This is a genomic window from Capnocytophaga canis, assembly GCF_043187445.1.
GTDB lineage: Bacteria > Bacteroidota > Bacteroidia > Flavobacteriales > Flavobacteriaceae > Capnocytophaga > Capnocytophaga canis.
The window spans coordinates 1,363,756-1,382,737 of the sequence record NZ_CP171121.1 but is presented as its reverse complement, the minus strand read 5'-3'; the positions used below and the strand labels follow the sequence as shown (position 1 = coordinate 1,382,737).

Genomic DNA, 18,982 nt, shown 5'->3' with positions numbered 1-18,982 from the left:
TCATATAATTATTTTTCCCAAGCAAATGGGAACAATGCTGAGCGTTGGTGAGCTTGTTCCATCATTTTAGCTATTTTTTTTACTATCCTTGGATGATTCTTAGCAATGTTATTTTCCTCTGAAGGGTCTTTTTCAAGATCGTACAGTTCAATAGAACCATTCTTGTCTTTATTCACATTCAAACGGACGCCTTTCCATTTTCCATAACGAACAGCTTGTCGCCCACCAAGTTCGTGAAATTCCCAGTAGAGATATTTATGTTGCTTTTGTTTTTTATCCTTTCCTAATAAGGTTGGCAAAATCGAAACTTCACTTCCAGTTTTAGTATATGGAACCCCCGCAATATCCGCAAAGGTAGGCATCAAATCCCAAAAAGCTCCCACAAAGTTGCTCGTAGTCTGTTGTTTAACTTTCCCTTTCCAATAAACAATAAATGGAGTGCGTATGCCACCTTCATATAGATCACGTTTTAAACCTCGTAAAATACCTGATGATTTGAAAAAATCAGGGTCGGCACCACCTTCAAAATGAGCTCCATTGTCACTGGCAAAAATGATTATGGTGTTATCATCTAAGTTTTTACGTTTCAGTAGTTTACGAACATCTCCCAGATACTTATCCAAACGAGAGACCATAGCGGCATGTGTAGCATGAGCTTTAGGTTGGCTCATATATCCTCCAATAATTGTTTTCTCACCGTTGTAATCAATTCCTTTGTATGGCTTTTCAGGAAGATGTGAGTAAGACTCTAAGATGCTGTCCTGTGGCACTACGAGTTCGGCATGTGGCAAGGTGTAGGCAAGCATTGCAAAGAAAGGTTTCTCAGAGGATTGTTTTTCTAAGTAGTCTAGTGCCTTTTCATGTATAACATCTTCAGAATAAACGATTTGATGTTCGTAATTTCCATTTTCAGTAAGGTAATAACGTTCGTTGTCCTGCCACAAAAAAGGAGGGAATCGGCGATGGGCTCGAAGCTGGGAATTATATCCGAAAAAAGTATCAAAACCATGTAAGAGTGGGTTTCCTGTTGAGGCTACCGTACCTAATCCCCATTTTCCGAAAATAGCCGTGTTGTAACCTGCTGATTTTAGTATTTTGCCTATGGAGCGTGAGTTTTCGGGAATAGGAGCTTGACCATCAATGGGTTCTGAAACTTCTTTGTTTCCACGAATATGTGTTACCCCTGTAGTTTCGCCAGTAATAATTGATGCTCTGGAGGGAGCGCACACAGATGCACCAGCATAGAATTGCGTGAACTTCATACCTTCCTCCGCCAATTTGTTCAGATGTGGCGTTTTGATGATTTGCTGTCCGTAAGGCTCGGTGTCGCCATAGCCCAAATCATCTGCCAAAATGAAGATAATGTTTGGTTTCTTCTCCATTTGTGCCACTGCTGGAATAGCACACAGAAGCAGTAAAAAACTAAAAATTTGTTTCATAAAATTAATTATTAAAATTTCATTCATACGGATTTTTAACTCAGAAGACAATTTAGAAATCACAAAATTATCAACTACATGTTTCGAAAAGTTGTGTTCTTGGCATTTCTAACCGATATTTGATATCTATATATTCTTACGGATGTCATAACTCTTAAGTTAAGTTCAAACCACGAAGGTACGACTTTATGAAGAACATTTCAAGAGGAAAAGTCAGCATATCAATTAAGTTTATTAGAATTCCAATTCGGTTTGTAGCCCATCCGATTCATCGGATGAGTCAGTGATTTCGTCATCGCCAAGTTCCTCTTCCAAGTTTTCTTCCATTTCGTTCTCCTGGTGTGGAGGGAGCGATTCTATGGTTATTATTTCTTTTACTTTTTCAGTAGAAAGCTGATTACCAAGGGCTTTTATGCCTTTTATAGATATGAATTCTTCCAGATTTACTATTAGATTTTCCTTCTCGGATTTTCCTTTTTCTTTGGCAAAAACTACTTCTGCCATTGGTCTCCAATCCGATGAAACGAACAATAGCTGTGACTTTGGATGTTCTGTAATCACAAGTTCTTCTTTGTTTTCGTTCTCAATGACAAAACGTTTTACGTAATAACGTTCTTTCTCGCCGTCATAATATATCACAGAAATAGGCTTTTGAGGAATCCACTTTTCCATGATTAAAATATTGTTCTCGAAGTGTAAATTTAAGTCTGGAATTACAGTTTTTACGCTACCGTCTTTCGTGATCAATAACAATCGATCGTCGCCTTTGAATGCACCGAGTAGATTTCCTCTTTCGTCTGTATTTAAGCGTTTTACGATATCGTCAAACCAAATTTTTCGAGGTTTGAGAGTCGAAACGCCTTTTTCTTTAAGTTCAATGCGCTTAATAGCAAATTTCGACACTAAATTACCTTTGACTCCGCGTCCTTTTATAATGGTATCGGCAAAATCCACGTCCCATTTTAATTTACGAATGCTTCCTACTTGGCGTAAATTAATGGTTACTACTTCGGCTTCTCCATTTGGATTAGGGGTGAAATACAGTATTTTTGAGTCTTTATGTTTCGGTATCAGTTCGTATTCTTTGTCGCGGATAATTCCCGTGACGTTAAAGCGTTTGATGTAAGAAAAACCGGTATGTCCGTCCTTATAGATAACGTTGTAGATGGTACGTTTGTCATCTTTTTTAAAAACAGCTGCATGGATGATGTTTTTCTCGATATACGTTTTCTCGCTGACTTTTACCACTTTCATCATTCCACTCTCGGTGAAGACGATCACATCGTCAATATCACTACAATCGCCGATATATTCATCTTTTTTGAGTGATGTACCCACAAAACCTTCTCCTTTATTGACATATAATTTGATGTTCCTCACTACCACTTTTGTAGCCTCGATATTGTCAAACGGACGTATTTCAGTTTTGCGTTCTTTGCCTTTTCCGTAGGTCTCTTTCAAGCGTTTGAAATGATTTATGGCATAATCAATTAGGTTTGCTAAGTGATTTTTTATCTCTTCGATATCGGCTTCAATTTTGAGCAAATTTTCATCTGCCTTGAAAGTGTCGAACTTGGTGATACGAATCATCGGGATTTGCGTTAAGCGCTGCAGATGTTCGTCCGTAATTTCTTTGATAAGTTGTTCTTTGAAAGGCTCAAAGCGATCGCGTAAGTATTGGTAAAGAGTTTCTCTTTCCGAGTACAATTTAAAGTCAATATACATTTCTTCGCGAATAAATATCTTTTCCAAAGTAGAGAAGTGTTGTTTTTCTTCTAATTCGGCCAAGTCGTATTCCAATTCACTTTTGAGCAGCTGTACCGTGTTATCTGTAGATCGCCTTAGTATTTCCGATACGGTCAGAAAAAGAGGCGTATTGTTCTCAATGATACACGCCAGTGGAGCAATTGAAGTTTCACAAGCCGTAAAAGCGTAGAGAGCATCAATGGTTTTATCGGGCGATATTCCTGAAGGTAAATGTATTATAATATCTACATTTTCAGCGGTATTATCTTCTACTTTTTTGATTTTTATTTTTCCTTTTTCATTGGCTTTCAGTATGGATTCGATAAGTGAATCGGTGGTAGTTGAAAACGGGATTTCGGTAATGCGGAGCGTACTTTTATCCACTTGCGATATTTTAGCTCGTACACGAATGCGTCCGCCACGTTGTCCATCGTTGTAGTTACTTGCATCCATTACTCCTGCCGTAGGAAAATCAGGGTATAACTCAAAAGGTTTTCCTTTCAGATGAGCGATTGATGCGTCGAGCAATTCCACGAAGTTATGAGGTAATATTTTGGTTGATAATCCCACTGCAATCCCTTCTGTGCCTTGAGCCAAGAGTAGCGGAAATTTTACGGGTAGGTGTACGGGTTCTTTCTTGCGTCCGTCATAGCTCATTTGCCACTGCGTTACCTTGGGGCTAAACACCACATCTAAAGCGAATTTCGAGAGTCGAGCCTCAATATAACGGGAGGCTGCTGCACGGTCACCCGTAAGAATGTTTCCCCAGTTACCTTGCATATCGATGAGTAAATCTTTTTGTCCAATTTGTACAATGGCATCGGAAATACTCGCGTCTCCATGCGGATGATACTGCATCGTATGTCCCACAACGTTAGCAACTTTGTTGTATCTTCCGTCTTCCAATTCTTTGAGAGAGTGCATAATACGTCGTTGAACAGGTTTGAATCCATCTTCAATAACAGGGACGGCACGTTCCAGAATAACGTACGAGGCATAGTCCAAAAACCAGTTTTGGTACATTCCTGTAACTTTAATGATACTCTCGCCTGAGGGTTGCTCTTGTGGTGTGTTCTCTTCCATACGATAAATAGAGTTATGAATAGAAATTCAATGTCCGCAAATATAGAAAATATTTTTCAGTCGAAAGTCTCAACGAGTGATTTTTGTAGTTTCTTTTGTGAGGCTTTTTTTATTCTTTATAATGCCTAAAAATACCTGTATCCGTTGGAGTCCATAGGGCTGCTTTTTGTCCCGCTACTTTTAGTCCATCATTTACCCAAGTGTTACAAGTTCGAGTGAGGTTATACTTTCCCTTAGCATCGTAAAAGGCATCATTTTCTCCATAGACCGCATCAGTTTTAATAAAAATAAAATTGCCTTTTTCGTCTTGGTCGAACTGATTTTGGATAAAGTTCACCAAATCCTGATATTGTTGTTCGGTGAGCATTATTTTTTTACAATCTTCGTTTTCTATAATTTTGTCGTAAAAAGTACAATGCATAGCAGACTCACTCAGCCAGAAAGCAGCTTTTAGAGCAGTAGAAATTTTTAGGTCTGCCCAAGTGGGGGTTTCTAGATAAAATCCTTTGTCTCCCCAACCGATTCCAACATATTGATAATCAGTTTTTTTCGATAGACTGTTCTCGAATAGAATTTTTTGACTCCAATCTATGATTTCTGTTTTGATAGGAACTACCAAATCAGTGTGCATTCCGTTGGTATAGATGTATATAGGCATGTTTTTTGGTTCAGAAACTTCCTTTTCTGCAATTTGAACAAAGGGAAGTACAACACCTAAAAGAATGTATAAAACGATAAATCCTATAATAGTCCCAATAGTTTTTAAAAGTAAAATAAAAAATTTTTTCATCTGATTATGATATTAAATCTTTAAATTATCAATAAAGTTAATGTTTTTGTTTGTACACAACCATTTAATAATCAATAAAATTTCAGCAAAAATACAATAAAAAATGGATTGTTACCTATTTTGAGCGTAGAAAAATAGTTTATATTTTTGCATGGTCTGAGTTAGGCTTATAGCTACAACACTGCTGATTTTTCTACCTTTGAATAGAATAAAAAATAGAATAAAAATATGTTTGAAGAGTTAAGTTTAAGTATTACAGCTATTTGTAATCAAGAAGATGCATCTCGTGATGAGAAAATGCAAACCATTTGTGACTTGTTGCAATCCAGAGTAGAGCATTACGATTGGGTAGGATTTTACTTTGCCAATCACCAAACGAGAACTTTGCATTTAGGAGCTTTTGCAGGAGAACCTACCGATCACACTGAAATTCCGTTCGGGAAAGGAATTTGTGGACAAGTAGCAGTCTCCAATCAAAACTTTGTAGTTCCCGATGTCAAAGCACAGGACAACTACATAGCTTGTAGTCTTACTGTGAAGTCTGAAATCGTTATTCCTCTGTTTGTCAATGGCGTAAATATCGGACAAATTGATATAGATTCTCATCAATTGAATCCTTTTTCGCAAGAGGATGTTCGTTTTTTAGAATTCGTAAATACGCAGGTAGCCAAGCTATTTGACTAAAATAAGTTTCTTTTAAATTAGTATTTCACGAATACGAACTATTTGTATTTGAAAAAACATTGTAATAAATCTTCGATGGCTCAGCTGACACGTTAATTGTTCAGCTGAGCATTGTCGGAGAGTGAGCCGAACGTCTGTTTCGAATTATCTTTAAGTCTCTGCCAAGAGTATATTTTTGCCTGATTTTAAGTTTCTTATCTCATATGCTTCTTGTAATAGTGTCGGGTTATTAATAATTTTAAGAAAAATATTTGTTACTCGTTTGTTATTTGTATTCGTAAATTGCACTCAGTGAAAAACATAGCGAAATCTTATGCTTGATTTTTACAAATCAAAGGAATGTTAATGCAGAGTTTTTACAATTCTTTCTTACGTTTCTACAAGTGTTTTTAGAACGTAACATTTTACCTTTGTCCTGAAAATAAAAAGGAAAATGTTATGAAAAAAATTGGTATTTATGTAGTTACGTTACTTTTTGTAATGGCTACGGCATGTATTCCAGAAGAGAAAATAGAAAAACTAACCCTCAATAAGCAAGAGCTTGTAGCTACTTTCACGGGGGATGCTTCTAAGGACTTCAACGAGACTATTGAGATTGCCACAGGGAATGGTCAATATGAAATTACTTCAGAAAATGAAAAAATTGCCACAGCACGTGTTGTTAAGAATGTCATTTCCATCAGATTTAACTCATCGGGAGAAACCCGTATTTCAATAAAAGATAAAGTTAGTGGGGAAGAGTTAAAAATTAAAGTGGTAGTCAATCTTCCATTTTCTGTAGCTACTACGGAAACTACCTTGCATGTAGGAGCTTCCAAATCAATAGCTATCACATCCGGAAACGGTTCTTACGAGGTGGTCGGTGGCGATGAGAAGATTGTTGCAACAACCTTTTCTTCAACCACATCCACAACTACAGCAATTGTTTTCAAGGGAAAAGAGGAAGGATCTACAACTGTAAAAATAAAAGATAAAACATCACAAGAGGTGGTAGAGGTTAAAGTAGTTGTTCAACTTCTTAAATTGGAATTTAGTATTAAAGAAGAAGTGTTTGAGTTCGCTCCGAATTGTTCTGAATCGTCATTCCAAATCTTTGGTTCGGGAGAATATGAACTCATGATGGACAACCCTAATATTGATGCTTCACTTGCTGTTGACGAAATAGGTACAAAAATAATCTTTAATGCAAAAGGCAAAACTGAAGGTAAACTTACGGTTCGAGACTTAGAAACTAATTTTGAAAAATCCATCAAAATAAAATCGTTAGAAGATTTTGTTGTCAATATAGGAACGGATAAGACAGAAATAAAAACGTGGAGTAAGGTTACATACAAAGTAGCAAAAGGATATGATTATCCGATTAAAGTCCTTAAAGGAAGTGGAAATTATGAAATTTCTACATCGAACTCTACCGTTGCTGAGGTTTCAAATGACAATAATGGAATGAAGTTTACAACAAAAGATTTGGGACAGGTAAATATCGTAATGATTGATAAAGCCAATCCGTGTTTGAAAATTGAAATCGGAATAGAGGTTGTTAATATGGATAAAAAATTGCAGTTAGAAACAGATAAAATTCAAATTCAGGAAGGATATCTTTCATTCATTCGCATAATATCAGGGAATGGAAACTATGCTGTAGAATCAACCAACCCTTCTATTGTTTCGGCTTCTGTTGAGGAAGATTTTATTCAAATTGAAACCAATGCTGTCGGAAAAGCAACACTTACCGTCACAGACCTCAAAACAAACGAGAAAAAAACATTGGAAATTGATGTAATAAAGGCATTAAAACCTCTGATTCTTGAGCCTTCAAGCATAAGTGTTCATAAAGGAAAAACTGAAGAAGCGATCATCTTGTCAGGGAATGATTCCTATAGTGTTTCATCCGTAAATCCATCAGTAGCAACAGCGAATATTTCAGGACAGAAGGTTGTCGTTACTGGAAATGCTAAAGGAAATACAACCATCAAAGTTGTGGATAATGAAACTAAGCACGAGTTTGCAATTGCTGTCAGCGTTATTGAAGTGATTCCCGATGTTAAATTCTCAGTCAGAGAATTTAATATTAAAAAAGGGAAAACAGAATCTACCGTTCAAATTGTTTCAGGAAGTGGATTCTACAGTATAGCTTCAAGTAATCCTGACATTGCTCGTGCTTCACAATCAAGAGGAGTGCTTTACATCCATTCGTCTTACAGAGAAGGGGAAGCAGTCCTAACAGTTACCGACACGCGAACAGGAAAAACAGATACGCTACGTGTGATTGTTTCCGATGGAGAGCGATTGGCATTGGATAAAACAGAAGTTACAGTGCTAAAAGGACAGGAAGTAGCGGTAGTCATTACCTCAGGAAGTGGAGATTATTCATTTAGCATTCAACACGCATATGCCAGTGCAGAAATTAATGGTAATCTACTCACTATCAAAGGAAGTCAGAGAGGAAATACTACAATTACTGTTACAGATCGTCGAACTCACATAAAAGCAGAAATAAAAGTAACAGTACTCAATCAAATAGGGGATGTTAAATTCTCAGCCAGAGAGCTTCGATTGAAAAAGGGTGAAACAAATTCTTCGGTTTCCGTACACTCTGGTAGTGGTGCCTACAGTTTTGGAACCAGTGATTCAAAAGTGGCTTATAGTTTCCGCTCCCGAGGAGTTCTTTACATCTATGCTGCCAATTCAGGAAGAGCAACTATTACAGTTACCGATGCCCAAACTGGAAAAACGGATGTTTTGAATGTTATTGTTGATGGAGCACCTGATTTGGTTTTGTCAACAGGAATTATTTCTATTGAATATCCTAAATCGGCTAATGTTTTGATAATTAGTGGTTCTGGTTCATATCGAGTTACTGAATCAAATGGAAGGATTGTTTCAGCAGCCCTTATAGGTAGTACATTGAATCTCAAAACATATGCTGCGGGAGAATCTTTTGTAACTGTTGAGGACACAGTGACAAAACAAACCAAAGTGGTACGAGTAAACGTAACAGAACCTGTGGTTGATGTTCCTTTTGAGCTGTCCCACAATCAACTGTTTATATGGGGTACAGTAGGTTCGAACTATGTCAATGAAGATACTGTTGCGTGGATTTCAATTACTTCAGGAAGTGGTGATTACGAAATAATTAAAAATGAATTAGGAGATCTGATTACCGTTAAAATTGTGCAGAATAGTATCCGAATAGAATCTACAAGAAATGAAACTAAAGAGGGTGTTATAACTATTAGAGATAAAAAAACGAAAAAGACAGCATCAATAGATGTAAGAGTAGGGATGGTTGTAAATTAAAGCAATACTATATCCTTTAAAACTCAGCTTCGGCTTCACTTGCGTCGGATTAAATATCCGTTAAACTAAGTGAAGTCGGAGTTTTTTTAAGGCTGAAACAAAGCAAACCTACAAAATACTCAAACTGATAATAACTCTAATAAAAAAAGGACTGCCATTAGCGACAGTCCTTTGTAGTTTATTAAATACCGTTTTCGGTGAGTAGCTCAATGAGTTTAGGGTCTGATGGACGAGGAGCATCTGCACTGATGATGTTTCCTTGTGTATCAAGCAATATAAAATGCGGAATTCCGGTGATTACATAATCTTTAACGAATGGAGTCTCCCACGCATTGTCAGCAAAGAGTTGTGTGCCTACCAATTCTCTTTCTGTTACGAAGTTTTTCCATTTATCGTAATCTCTTTTATCATCTACTGAAATGCTCACGAATTCAATATTCTTTCCGTGGTATTTTTTCTCTACTTCTTTTAGATGTGGAATTTCTTGCAAACAAGGTCCGCACCAAGTTGCCCAAACATCAATATATACCAATTTGCCTTTTAGGTCAGCCAAAGCAGTTTTTCCACCTTTATGATTCTCAAAATTGAAGGTAGGTGAGGGGTTTCCTTTTGCCAAAGCCTTAACTTTGTTATAGCTTTCGGTGAATTTCCCTTTCAGAGTTTCATCAGTTACGTTAGCCATAAGCTCTTGATAAACCTTTTCTGTTAGAGGACTTTCCGGTGAAATGTAGTGTTCTAAGAATCTTTTTGCGATGGCATTACGAACGTTGTCACTTTTTATCTTTTTGAAATTAGTCAAAATAACACCTAAGTATTTTTCTTTATCATATTCCTGTCCGAATTGTTCATTGTATGCATTATCGTTATTTTTTTGGAATAATTCATTTACCAAACTTCGGTAGGTTCTTGAAAAGCGAAAATCTTCAGCGTTATCAAGGTCAGTAGTATTTAGTTTAGGGAAATTTTCAGAAACTTTAAACCCTTCCTTTTGTGCAAAGTAAGAATGATAATTTTCATATCGATTTAATAGGAAATCAGCTTCATAAGCGATGGTTTTTTCTTCCAAAGCTTTAAATCCTTTCACGTTGAAATTGGTTTTATTGAGTAATTCTTTTTGTTTTGTACTATATTCATTTACTTTTGCAATAAAATCAGCCTCTTCTAATTTATAAAAGTCTGTTTTATCTTTACCTAATACCTCTTGTGAGAGTTTTACTTTACTCAAAAGATAGTTGTTTTCAGGAGCTAAACTGCCCGAAAATTTGTTTTCCTGCGGATTTTTAAAATCCATATCAACGTTCAAATCTTTGCCTTTTTGCAAGTAGATATCAGTACGAGCAAGGGTATAGCCTCCGTCGTGGGCTAACATCAACGTATCGATAAATGATTTGTCGGCGTTGAGCATAATTTCCTTTTCAAAACCATCTCCAACTAATATGATTTTCTCAAAATCATAGTTACTTACCTTACCCGATAGCACGGTGTACTCGGGGGCTTTGTCTGTACAGGACGCCAATACTGCACATCCTAAAACGGGGATAATAAATCTTTTCATAAAATAATAAAATTTGTTAGTGTTACAAAAGTAAAATAAAAATTGAAATGTCCTAATTTTTAGAGCATAAAATTCAATAAAGGGGAAAGTTCTCTTCTTTCAGCCCATTGAAAAGTTGAGTTATTGCCAACCTCCTCCGAGGGCTTTGTAGAGCATAATTCCGTACTGCATCTTATTAAACTCGGCATTGGCTACGCTTAGTTCGGCATTAAGTCGATTTACCTCTGCTGAAATCACCTCCAAATAACTTGCCATACCACTATTGAAAAGTTCTTGCGAATATTCGGTAGCTTTTTGGTAAGCCTCCATTTCTTTGGTTTTTAGCAGGATATACTCGTGTTGCGAATGATAATTTTGCAAAGCGTCTGATACTTCTTTACCTGCGGTAAGCATTGTTTTTTTGAATTTGAGCAGTGCTGTTTCGCGGTTAGCTTGGCTAATTTCGTACTGCGAACGAATTTGCCGTTTGTTGAGCAGAGGTTGTACCAATCCGCCCATGAAATTAGCAAATATGGATTTGGTATCCAACCAATTTTCAAAGGTTTGACTGCTGAATCCTCCACGTGCTGTAATGGTAAATGTAGGGTAGAAAGCTGCCCGAGCTACGTTAGTCAGTTCAAAGGCTTGGATTAAATCGAGTTCCGCTTTGCGTACATCAGGGCGATTTTCTAATAAACTCACTGCATATCCTTGATTAAAATCCGTGGGGAAGGATTGTCCTTCTAATGAATTACGTGCTATGGGTTGCGAGGGAATACCTAAAAGGATACAAATGCTATTTTCTAAAGCGTGAATGTTGTTTTCAATACCAACAAGCTGTGCTTGTGCATTGTAGTAAAGGGCTTGGGTTTGTTGTACAGCCACTTCGGTGGTGCTTCCGGCTTGTTTTAGGGCTTGTGTAGTTTCCAAACTTTTAAGGCGAAGGCTGATGGTGGCTTCCAAAATCTGTTGTTGTTTGTCCAACATCAGCAGCTGATAGTAAGCTGTAGCCAATGTAGCTACCACTTCCGATTGTATGGCTTGGTGCGAAGCAATACTTGATAATGCTCCTGCGTAATTGACTTTTTTTTGGGCATTGATTTTTCCCCAAACATCGGCTTCCCACGCTGTGGTAGCTGTCAAATCCCATTGACGCAGGTGGGTTCTTTCCCCTGAAAAGTTTCCTGAGGGGGTGTTTAAAGAAGGACTTGTATAGGTGTAACTTGGGTTCAGACTTAAAGTAGGCAGAAAAACATATTTACTTTGTAGCAATTGTGCTTTTGATTTCTCCATATTTTGCCACGCTATGCGTATGTCCAAATTATGTTCAAGGGCTTGTTCAATGTAGCCTTGCAGTTTGTCATCGGTGAAGATAGTTCGCCACGATACGCTACCGGTACTGATGCTATCGGTGGGTAGTTGGTCGGTACGATAAAGGTTTTCTGTAGGCAATTCGGTACGTATGTAGGGTTTTCTACCGGCACACGATGCCAAAATGAGAAGCCCTCCTAAGGCAATTATCCCCTTTTTTATCTGTTGTTTCATAAGGCTAAATAGTATTAAATACGATGTTTTTTTAATATTTATGGGTTTTACATCTTTCTAACTCTCTTAAAAGTGGGAATTTTGTGATTTCTCACTTTCTTAAATCCTCCTTTGAAGGAGGTGTCCGTAGGACGGAGGATGTTTTTAACCCTTGTAATTCAAAATTATTCAATAGGTTTTATAAGGCTTTGACTTCGCTCAGCGCGATAAAGGCGTTCTCAAGCTGAGTGACATCGAAACTTTTATAAAAGCAAATGGTTTCTAACATTTCTAAAATATTGTTTTTTAGGGCTTAGGGTAGGATAGTGGGGTAAATAATAGAAATTATTTTTAACTCCATTTAGGGTTTAAAATCACAAAAACAAAATATGCTGTAAGTCCATTACAGCATATTGGAAGATGAAGCATAAAAATTCGCTACATAAGTAAAAGCAAACGTATTGAAAAAAGCATCACTTTGTCATTTTTCTGAATTTTCAGTGGCTTTTAATTGGTATTCATTCCGTCTTTACGCACCTTTTGTCCTTGCCGTAGCTTGTAGGCGATGGTGGTATCGGTAATGAGTTTGTTTATGGAATGCACAAACGTTTTGTTTTCTTCCGATGGCGAAGCTACCGAACTGACAAAAGCCTTGGTGATGAGGTAATCATAAATCTGATTGGTTTCCTTACGCAATTGCCCAATACGGATTTGAGGAACTGAAATTTGACTATCAGCCCGATTGGCAAGTAGTTTTTTGTACTTGACATTCAGAGCGTTTAGTTTTTCAACGGCTTCTTTAATCCCTAAAGTATTCAAGTGAGGTAAGTTTGCCTCTTTGGTAAGGTCTGTAATTAAGCCCTCAATGTTTTGTGTCTTCTGTCGGATAGGCAAACTCTTAATTTTGCTGTAAGGTTTGGTAGCATTGTAGAGTTCGGTACCTGCTTTACGCCGTTTTTCAATGGGGTTTTTCAGTTCCGAACGGAAATTCATTAGCAAAAATGCGAGGATTTCATTACGTTGCTTATCAATCTCTGAAAGCTCTTTGGTTTCACTACTGATGCGACTCTGATGAGCGGCATCGGTAAGCAGTTCGATGTTGCTTTTAAATTGCTCAAAAGCGGTGTCGGCTATGCCAAGCTGTTCCAAACCTGCCTTTTCAATCAATTCCTTAGTAAAACTTAAAAACTGAGTGTACTCTGCGTTGTTGAATTTTCCAAGGTTTACCTCCTTAATTTTTAAAATCATTTCCATAGTTATGTGTTTTTAAAATAGTTAAATATACTTTGCCTTCCGTGTATTTGAGTTGGAAGGTGTTACAAATTTAGCTAAAAAAACGATTGCTTAGCATTAACGAAAAGTTAAATTTTGAGTAGCTACTCATTTTTAACGTTTTGTTATAAAATGATTTAGCTTCTGTTTAAGTAACTATGGTTTTTGCTTGAACTATTCTTTTATAAGTGCTAACTAAGGCTGTTTTTATGTTTTTAAAATCTGCCCAATAAGCCCAATAAACAGTATTTTAAAGAACGTATGAGGTGTTGTTTTGTGTCTGTATGGTAGTTCGTACCGATATAAATCTGTTTTATGCTTGGCTTTCGTGTTGTTTTTCTACGGATTTAATCCCTACTATTTTTTCTTGTAGGTGTTGGAAAACCACGAAAAGTACCGGAATGACAATCAGCCCGATGAATGTACCTAACAAAAGCCCTGTTACCGCACCTGTGGCTACCGAGCGGTTACCTGCTGCCCCCACGCCACCGGCAAATACTAAAGGTAGTAAGCCCACGATAAAGGCAAATGAGGTCATCAAAATGGGTCTGAGCCTTGCCATAGCGGCATTGATTGCCGATTTGGATAGGCTCTCGCCGTGATGCCTACGTTGTACGGCAAATTCTACGATTAAGATGGCATTCTTAGCCAACAAACCGACCAACATAATGAGCGATATCTGAAAGTAAATATTGTTTTCCAAGCCCATTGCCCATTGCCCCAAATAAGCCCCCATAATTCCGAACGGAAGTGAGCAGATTACCGCCAAGGGTAACAGATAACTTTCATACTGAGCCGATAGAATGAAATAGGTGAAAATCAGCGAAAGTGCAAAAATGACAAGGGTTTGCGTACCTGCACGTTGCTCTTCGCGAGTAAGCCCCGTATAGTCAATACCATAATTACTATTTAAAGTTTCCGATGCCACCTCCTTTACTGCATTTAAGGCATCGCCGGTACTGTATCCTTCAGCATTAGCTCCGGTTAAGGCTACCGAAGTAAACAGATTATAGCGGTTCACACTCTGCGGACCAAAGGTACGTTTGAGCGTAACGAATTGCGAAATAGGTGCCATCTGCCCGTTGGAGGTACGTACGGTAAGTCCGTCAAGGCTTTGAATGCTTTTTCGGTCATCAGGAAGTGCTTGTACCATCACTCGGAATTGTTTTCCGTACTTGGTAAAGTCTGTTGCATAGAGTCCACCGATGTAATTTTGTAGCACCGAAAGGATATGCGTAACGCTAATGCCCGATTGTGCAGCACGTTCTACGTTTATTTCCAACTGATACTGCGGATAATTTACGTTGAAAGAGGTTTGCACATACTGAATTTCAGGGCGTTGGTTAAGGGCTTGAAGGAATTGCTGTGTGGTGTTGTTAAGTTCGCTGATTTCGCCCCCTGTTTTGTCCAACAAAACCATTGAAAACCCTGAACTCATACCGAAACCGGGTACGGCAGGTGGCTGAAAGAAAATGACTTTGGCATCGGCAATACCTGAAACTGCCCCAAAAGCCTGACCTACGATAGCTTGTATGCTTTGCCTTGGGTCAGCTTGTCGCTCGGCGAAGGGTTTCAATCGTAAAAAACCCATTCCGTAGTTGCTTCCGGCACCTGAGATAAAACTTCTACCTGAAATTCCTGTTACCGAATGCACTCCGGGTATTTTACGAACTCGCTCCTGTACCTCTTGCAGTACGTTTGCCGTACGCTCCATCGAAGCACCGGGGATAAGCTCTACGTTCATCATCAGCATACCGTTATCTTCCGTAGGAACGAATCCTGTTTTCATTTTCTCGTTACTGTAATAAAGCACACCTCCTGCCACTACAAAGAGGATAAGCGTTACCCATTTGTGGCGTAAAAAGAAGGTAAAGGTTTTTCCGTACCGCTTGGTGGCTGCCTCGAAAGCAAGGTTAAACTTGTGGAAAAACTTGCCCATAAATGATTTATCTTGATAGGCTTTATCCGGATGAGGTTTCAGTAGTAAAGCACATAGTACGGGGCTAAGCGTAAGGGCATTTACTGCCGAAATAGCAATAGCAATGATAAGTGTAATCCCGAATTGTTTGTAAAATACGCCTGTAGTTCCGCCAATGAACGTTACCGGAATGAATACCGCAGCCATTACTAAGGTTACCGAAATAATTGCACCTGTTATCTCGTGCATAGCCGATAGGGTAGAAGCCTTGGCTTTGTCGCGAGTTTGCTCCATTTTGGCGTGTACAGCTTCCACTACAATAATAGCATCGTCCACTACAATACCAATGGCAAGTACCAAAGCGAATAGCGTAAGCATATTTATAGAGTATCCGAATAGGTTCAAGAAGAAGAATGTACCTACTATTGATACCGGAACTGCTATGGCAGGAATTAGTGTGGAGCGGAAATCTTGTAGGAATAAGTAAACTACTAAGAAAACAAGTAGAAAGGCTTCGAGTAAAGTGGTTAAAACTTTGGAAATGGAAGCGTCTAAGAACTCATTAGAGTCCATATTTATGGTGTATCCGATACCTTCAGGAAGGGCTAACTCGGCTTCTTTGAGGTATTTTTTTACATCGTTGATAATATCACGTGCGTTAGAGCCCGGCGTTTGATAGACTCCCATTGAAACGGCAGGGTTTCCGTTATTACGTGCAAATCCTGTGTAAGACAAAGCCCCCAATTCAATATCAGCTACGTCTTTCAATCGGAGTATCTGACCGTTGTTCATTGCCTTTATCACAATGTTCTCATATTCTTGAACCTCATTATATTTTCCTTTATACTTGATTACGTATTCGTAAGAGCTACCGCTGTTCTGACCGAGTGTACCTGCTGCAGCCTCACGACTTTGGTCGGTAATGGCGGCGGTAACTTCAGCAGGGTTTAAACCATAAGCGGCTAACTTTTCAGGACGTAACCAAATTCGCATAGCGTAATCCTTCCCACCGAATACATTAGCATCACCCACACCATTGATACGCTTTATGGCAGGAATGATATTGATGTTTAAGTAATTCTGTATAAAGATGTCGTTAATCTTATCATTGGTGGAGTAAAACGTCATAAACATCAAAGCCCCTGTGTTTTGCTTTTGAGTAACCACCCCTGCGCGAGTAACTTCGGCAGGTAAAATGGAGTTGGCACGAGCCACACGATTCTGTACGTTAACTACAGCAATATCAGGATTAGTTCCTTGCTTAAAATAAACGTTTATCGATGCCGAACCATTGTTCGTAGCAGTAGAGGTGATATAATCCATATTTTCTACCCCATTGATTTGCTCCTCTAACGGAATTACTACCGATTTCAAAACGGTTTCCGCATTAGCGCCGGTATAATTTGCCGATACTTGAACCGTCACCGGAGCAATATCAGGGTATTGCGAAATGGGTAAGCCTACAATACCCAATATACCGAGTATTACAATGAGTATGGAAATCACTGTTGACATTACAGGTCTGTCGATAAATAGTTTTACCATATTTGTTTTATTTTGATTTTTTATGGTTTTATATACGGATAAACATATAAATACGATGAATTGAATGAGTTTATCTGATTTATAAAACTTATTTTTCTATAAATGATTATTGTTTGTTATTCGTTGTAACCTATCTTTATAACGGACTTACCTAGTTTTATACTTTTAAAAACTGATATAATTTTCCAAGAAATAGCTTTTTCACTTCTGAAAACGACTATATTTTTCAGATATGTCGTTTTTCACTTGTAAAAAACTTCTATAATTTTCCAAGAAATAGCTTTTTCACTTCTGAAAATGATTATATTTTTCAGATATGACGTTTCTCAATTGTAAAGAACTACTATAATTTTCGAAGAAATCGCTTTTTCACTTTTGAAAACGACTATATTTTTCAGATATGGCGTTTTTCACTTGTAAAAAACCGATATAATTTTCGGATATAGCATTTTTAATTATTGATAAACTTAAAAAATAGATTGCTTTTATCCTTTTTATATAAAAATTATCTGAAAGCAGGTTTGATGGCTTGTACTAAACTATCCATAGAAACGGGTTTCGTTTGGATTTTCATACCTGTTCGGATACCATTAAGTCCTTGCACGACCAAAATATCGCCTTTTTGCAGTCCGTCAGATACTACGGCTAAGTTATTATTTCGGTTTTTAAGGGTAATGATGACTTGTTTTACAGTGTCTTGCTCTACTTTATAGGCGAAAACCAAGCCTTGTTGCTCAAAGGTGGCTACCTCCGGAATTACTAAACTATTTGCGTGTACCTCCGGAATAAGTATGGTACCGCTGTTACCATTAGTAAGCAGTCCTTCCGCATTGGGGAATGTAGCTCGAAACCGAATGCTTCCGGTGTTTTTATCAACTTGACCCGTTACGGTACTGATGGTTCCTTGGTGCGGATAGCGTTCGCCATTGGCTAAAACTAATGTAATCTTAGGTAAATTACTGATTTTTTCATTCAAGGACTTGCCTTTGGCAACCTCTAAGAAGGTAATATAGTCTTTCTCATTCATAGAAAAGTAAGCATATACCTCTTTCACATCTGAAACGGTAGTCAAAACCGTGTTATTGGCACTAACCAAAGCACCTTCACGTAAGGGAATGCTACCCACTACACCCGTTACAGGGGCTCTGACTATGGCATAATCGATGTTGGCATTCACTTCGGCGTAACTTGCCTTTATCCGAGCTAAGTTGGCTTTGGCAGTTTCTAACTGTACGGAACTGATAATATTTTTGGCGACAAGAGGTTCAAGGCGGTTGACTTCCACCTGCGCTGCATCTACTGCCGATTTGGCGGCTTGAGAGCTTTGGTTAAGCGCTTGAGTTTCCAATCTAAAAAGAGGTTGACCTTTGGTTACTTGCTGACCTTCATCAACCAACACTTGTGTAATATATCCCGATATTCGCGCTTGTACAGGGCTATTCACTTTTCCTTCAATGTTCACCGGATAAGAAAGGTGATACGTACTGCTTTGTTCCCCCACCGTGATTACCGGAAGCGTTTTTACACCTTGTTGAACTTGTTTTGGGGTGTTGTTACAGGCTGTCATTAGGCTCAAACCTGCCAAAATGAAGAATATTCTCATACGTTTTCTATTTTAAAAAGGGTTTCTTTAAATGCTTCTATACCTTGTTGTAAAAATTCTTGATGGATTTGTTTGCGTTTTAGTAAGGTCTTAGGAGTATTGGGGTGCTTTTTCGATAGGTTATTAACACGTTGTACTACGCTAAGGGTGTATTCCATCCGCTCGATGGATTGTTTTAACCATAGTATAATATAGTCTTGATTGTAAACGAAGTAGGTTTTTCTCTCGTTGAACTTGTTAATTTCTAAAATAATCCCTTTATCGATGAGTTTACGTAGGTTCATCGAGATGGAACCCTTACTTACCCCCAAGGCTTGTTGAAGTTGGTCGAAGGTAGCACCATTTCCTTCGAAGTCCAATTTCAGATAAGCACAAATTTTTGCCATAATAGGGCTTAGCCCAAAATGGTTGGTGTACAAGGTAATCAAATCTTGTAGTAAAGTATGGTCTGTGTTTTTTATCATTTTTGTGAAAAAATCATTTCGGGGCAAAAGTAGAAAAAAAGTTTAATTAGTTCAATGTGTATTGAACTTTTTAGATGTTTTTA

General features: G+C 38.0%; 11 protein-coding genes. 2 read left to right on the top strand and 9 right to left on the bottom strand.

From position 1 onward, the window contains the following. Positions 1 to 8 precede the first annotated feature (8 nt). From ACF3OB_RS05845 to ACF3OB_RS05835, 3 genes are all read right to left on the bottom strand, one after another. Positions 9 to 1,439 (bottom strand): arylsulfatase, encoded by a 1,431-nt coding sequence (locus tag ACF3OB_RS05845; protein WP_392419794.1) that lies wholly within the window; start codon positions 1,437 to 1,439, stop codon positions 9 to 11. A 234-nt stretch (positions 1,440 to 1,673) separates the two neighbouring features. Then, complete coding sequence (locus tag ACF3OB_RS05840; protein ID WP_042344656.1) at positions 1,674 to 4,268, bottom strand: DNA gyrase/topoisomerase IV subunit A; 2,595 nt, start codon at positions 4,266 to 4,268, stop codon at positions 1,674 to 1,676. A gap of 109 nt (positions 4,269 to 4,377) precedes the next feature. After that, positions 4,378 to 5,058, bottom strand: a complete 681-nt coding sequence (locus ACF3OB_RS05835; RefSeq protein WP_392447020.1) for a TIGR02117 family protein — start codon at positions 5,056 to 5,058, stop codon at positions 4,378 to 4,380. A gap of 228 nt (positions 5,059 to 5,286) precedes the next feature. Here ACF3OB_RS05835 and ACF3OB_RS05830 point away from each other — a divergent pair, with 228 nt between their 5' ends. Continuing rightward, the gene (locus ACF3OB_RS05830) at positions 5,287 to 5,742 is read left to right on the top strand and encodes a GAF domain-containing protein (RefSeq protein WP_042005854.1); all 456 of its coding nucleotides are present in this window, start codon (positions 5,287 to 5,289) and stop codon (positions 5,740 to 5,742) included. Positions 5,743 to 6,180: 438 nt separating this feature from the next. Continuing rightward, positions 6,181 to 9,039, top strand: coding sequence for an Ig-like domain-containing protein (locus ACF3OB_RS05825; RefSeq protein WP_392447019.1), 2,859 nt, complete (start codon positions 6,181 to 6,183; stop codon positions 9,037 to 9,039). A gap of 181 nt (positions 9,040 to 9,220) precedes the next feature. Here the strand turns inward: ACF3OB_RS05825 and ACF3OB_RS05820 are convergent, their stop codons facing one another. The 6 genes from ACF3OB_RS05820 to ACF3OB_RS05795 form a co-directional block, all read right to left on the bottom strand. Then, the gene (locus ACF3OB_RS05820; protein ID WP_042005852.1) at positions 9,221 to 10,594 is read right to left on the bottom strand and encodes a TlpA disulfide reductase family protein; all 1,374 of its coding nucleotides are present in this window, start codon (positions 10,592 to 10,594) and stop codon (positions 9,221 to 9,223) included. Between the two features lie 120 nt (positions 10,595 to 10,714). Then, entirely contained in the window at positions 10,715 to 12,118 is a 1,404-nt protein-coding gene (locus tag ACF3OB_RS05815; RefSeq protein WP_392447016.1) for an efflux transporter outer membrane subunit, read from the bottom strand. Positions 12,119 to 12,604: 486 nt separating this feature from the next. Further along, entirely contained in the window at positions 12,605 to 13,351 is a 747-nt protein-coding gene (locus ACF3OB_RS05810) for a DUF6261 family protein (RefSeq protein WP_013997040.1), read from the bottom strand. Between the two features lie 331 nt (positions 13,352 to 13,682). Then, positions 13,683 to 16,832, bottom strand: a complete 3,150-nt coding sequence (locus ACF3OB_RS05805; RefSeq protein WP_392447014.1) for an efflux RND transporter permease subunit — start codon at positions 16,830 to 16,832, stop codon at positions 13,683 to 13,685. A 505-nt stretch (positions 16,833 to 17,337) separates the two neighbouring features. Beyond that, a complete protein-coding gene (locus ACF3OB_RS05800; RefSeq protein WP_052461578.1) occupies positions 17,338 to 18,435 on the bottom strand; it encodes an efflux RND transporter periplasmic adaptor subunit in 1,098 nt (365 codons plus the stop codon). Beyond that, the gene (locus tag ACF3OB_RS05795; RefSeq protein WP_052458098.1) at positions 18,432 to 18,899 is read right to left on the bottom strand and encodes a GbsR/MarR family transcriptional regulator; all 468 of its coding nucleotides are present in this window, start codon (positions 18,897 to 18,899) and stop codon (positions 18,432 to 18,434) included. Before ACF3OB_RS05795 ends, ACF3OB_RS05800 begins: the two co-directional genes overlap by 4 nt. Between the last annotated feature and the right edge of the window lie 83 nt (positions 18,900 to 18,982).

What these genes read in the sequence shown, in the direction of transcription:
- ACF3OB_RS05845 (WP_392419794.1), bottom strand. Translation starts at nt 1,439, where the DNA reads ATGAAACAAATTTTTAGTTTTTTACTGCTTCTGTGTGCTATTCCAGCA.
- ACF3OB_RS05840 (WP_042344656.1), bottom strand. Translation starts at nt 4,268, where the DNA reads ATGGAAGAGAACACACCACAAGAGCAACCCTCAGGCGAGAGTATCATT.
- ACF3OB_RS05835 (WP_392447020.1), bottom strand. Translation starts at nt 5,058, where the DNA reads ATGAAAAAATTTTTTATTTTACTTTTAAAAACTATTGGGACTATTATA.
- ACF3OB_RS05830 (WP_042005854.1), top strand. Translation starts at nt 5,287, where the DNA reads ATGTTTGAAGAGTTAAGTTTAAGTATTACAGCTATTTGTAATCAAGAA.
- ACF3OB_RS05825 (WP_392447019.1), top strand. Translation starts at nt 6,181, where the DNA reads ATGAAAAAAATTGGTATTTATGTAGTTACGTTACTTTTTGTAATGGCT.
- ACF3OB_RS05820 (WP_042005852.1), bottom strand. Translation starts at nt 10,594, where the DNA reads ATGAAAAGATTTATTATCCCCGTTTTAGGATGTGCAGTATTGGCGTCC.
- ACF3OB_RS05815 (WP_392447016.1), bottom strand. Translation starts at nt 12,118, where the DNA reads ATGAAACAACAGATAAAAAAGGGGATAATTGCCTTAGGAGGGCTTCTC.
- ACF3OB_RS05810 (WP_013997040.1), bottom strand. Translation starts at nt 13,351, where the DNA reads ATGGAAATGATTTTAAAAATTAAGGAGGTAAACCTTGGAAAATTCAAC.
- ACF3OB_RS05805 (WP_392447014.1), bottom strand. Translation starts at nt 16,832, where the DNA reads ATGGTAAAACTATTTATCGACAGACCTGTAATGTCAACAGTGATTTCC.
- ACF3OB_RS05800 (WP_052461578.1), bottom strand. Translation starts at nt 18,435, where the DNA reads ATGAGAATATTCTTCATTTTGGCAGGTTTGAGCCTAATGACAGCCTGT.
- ACF3OB_RS05795 (WP_052458098.1), bottom strand. Translation starts at nt 18,899, where the DNA reads ATGATAAAAAACACAGACCATACTTTACTACAAGATTTGATTACCTTG.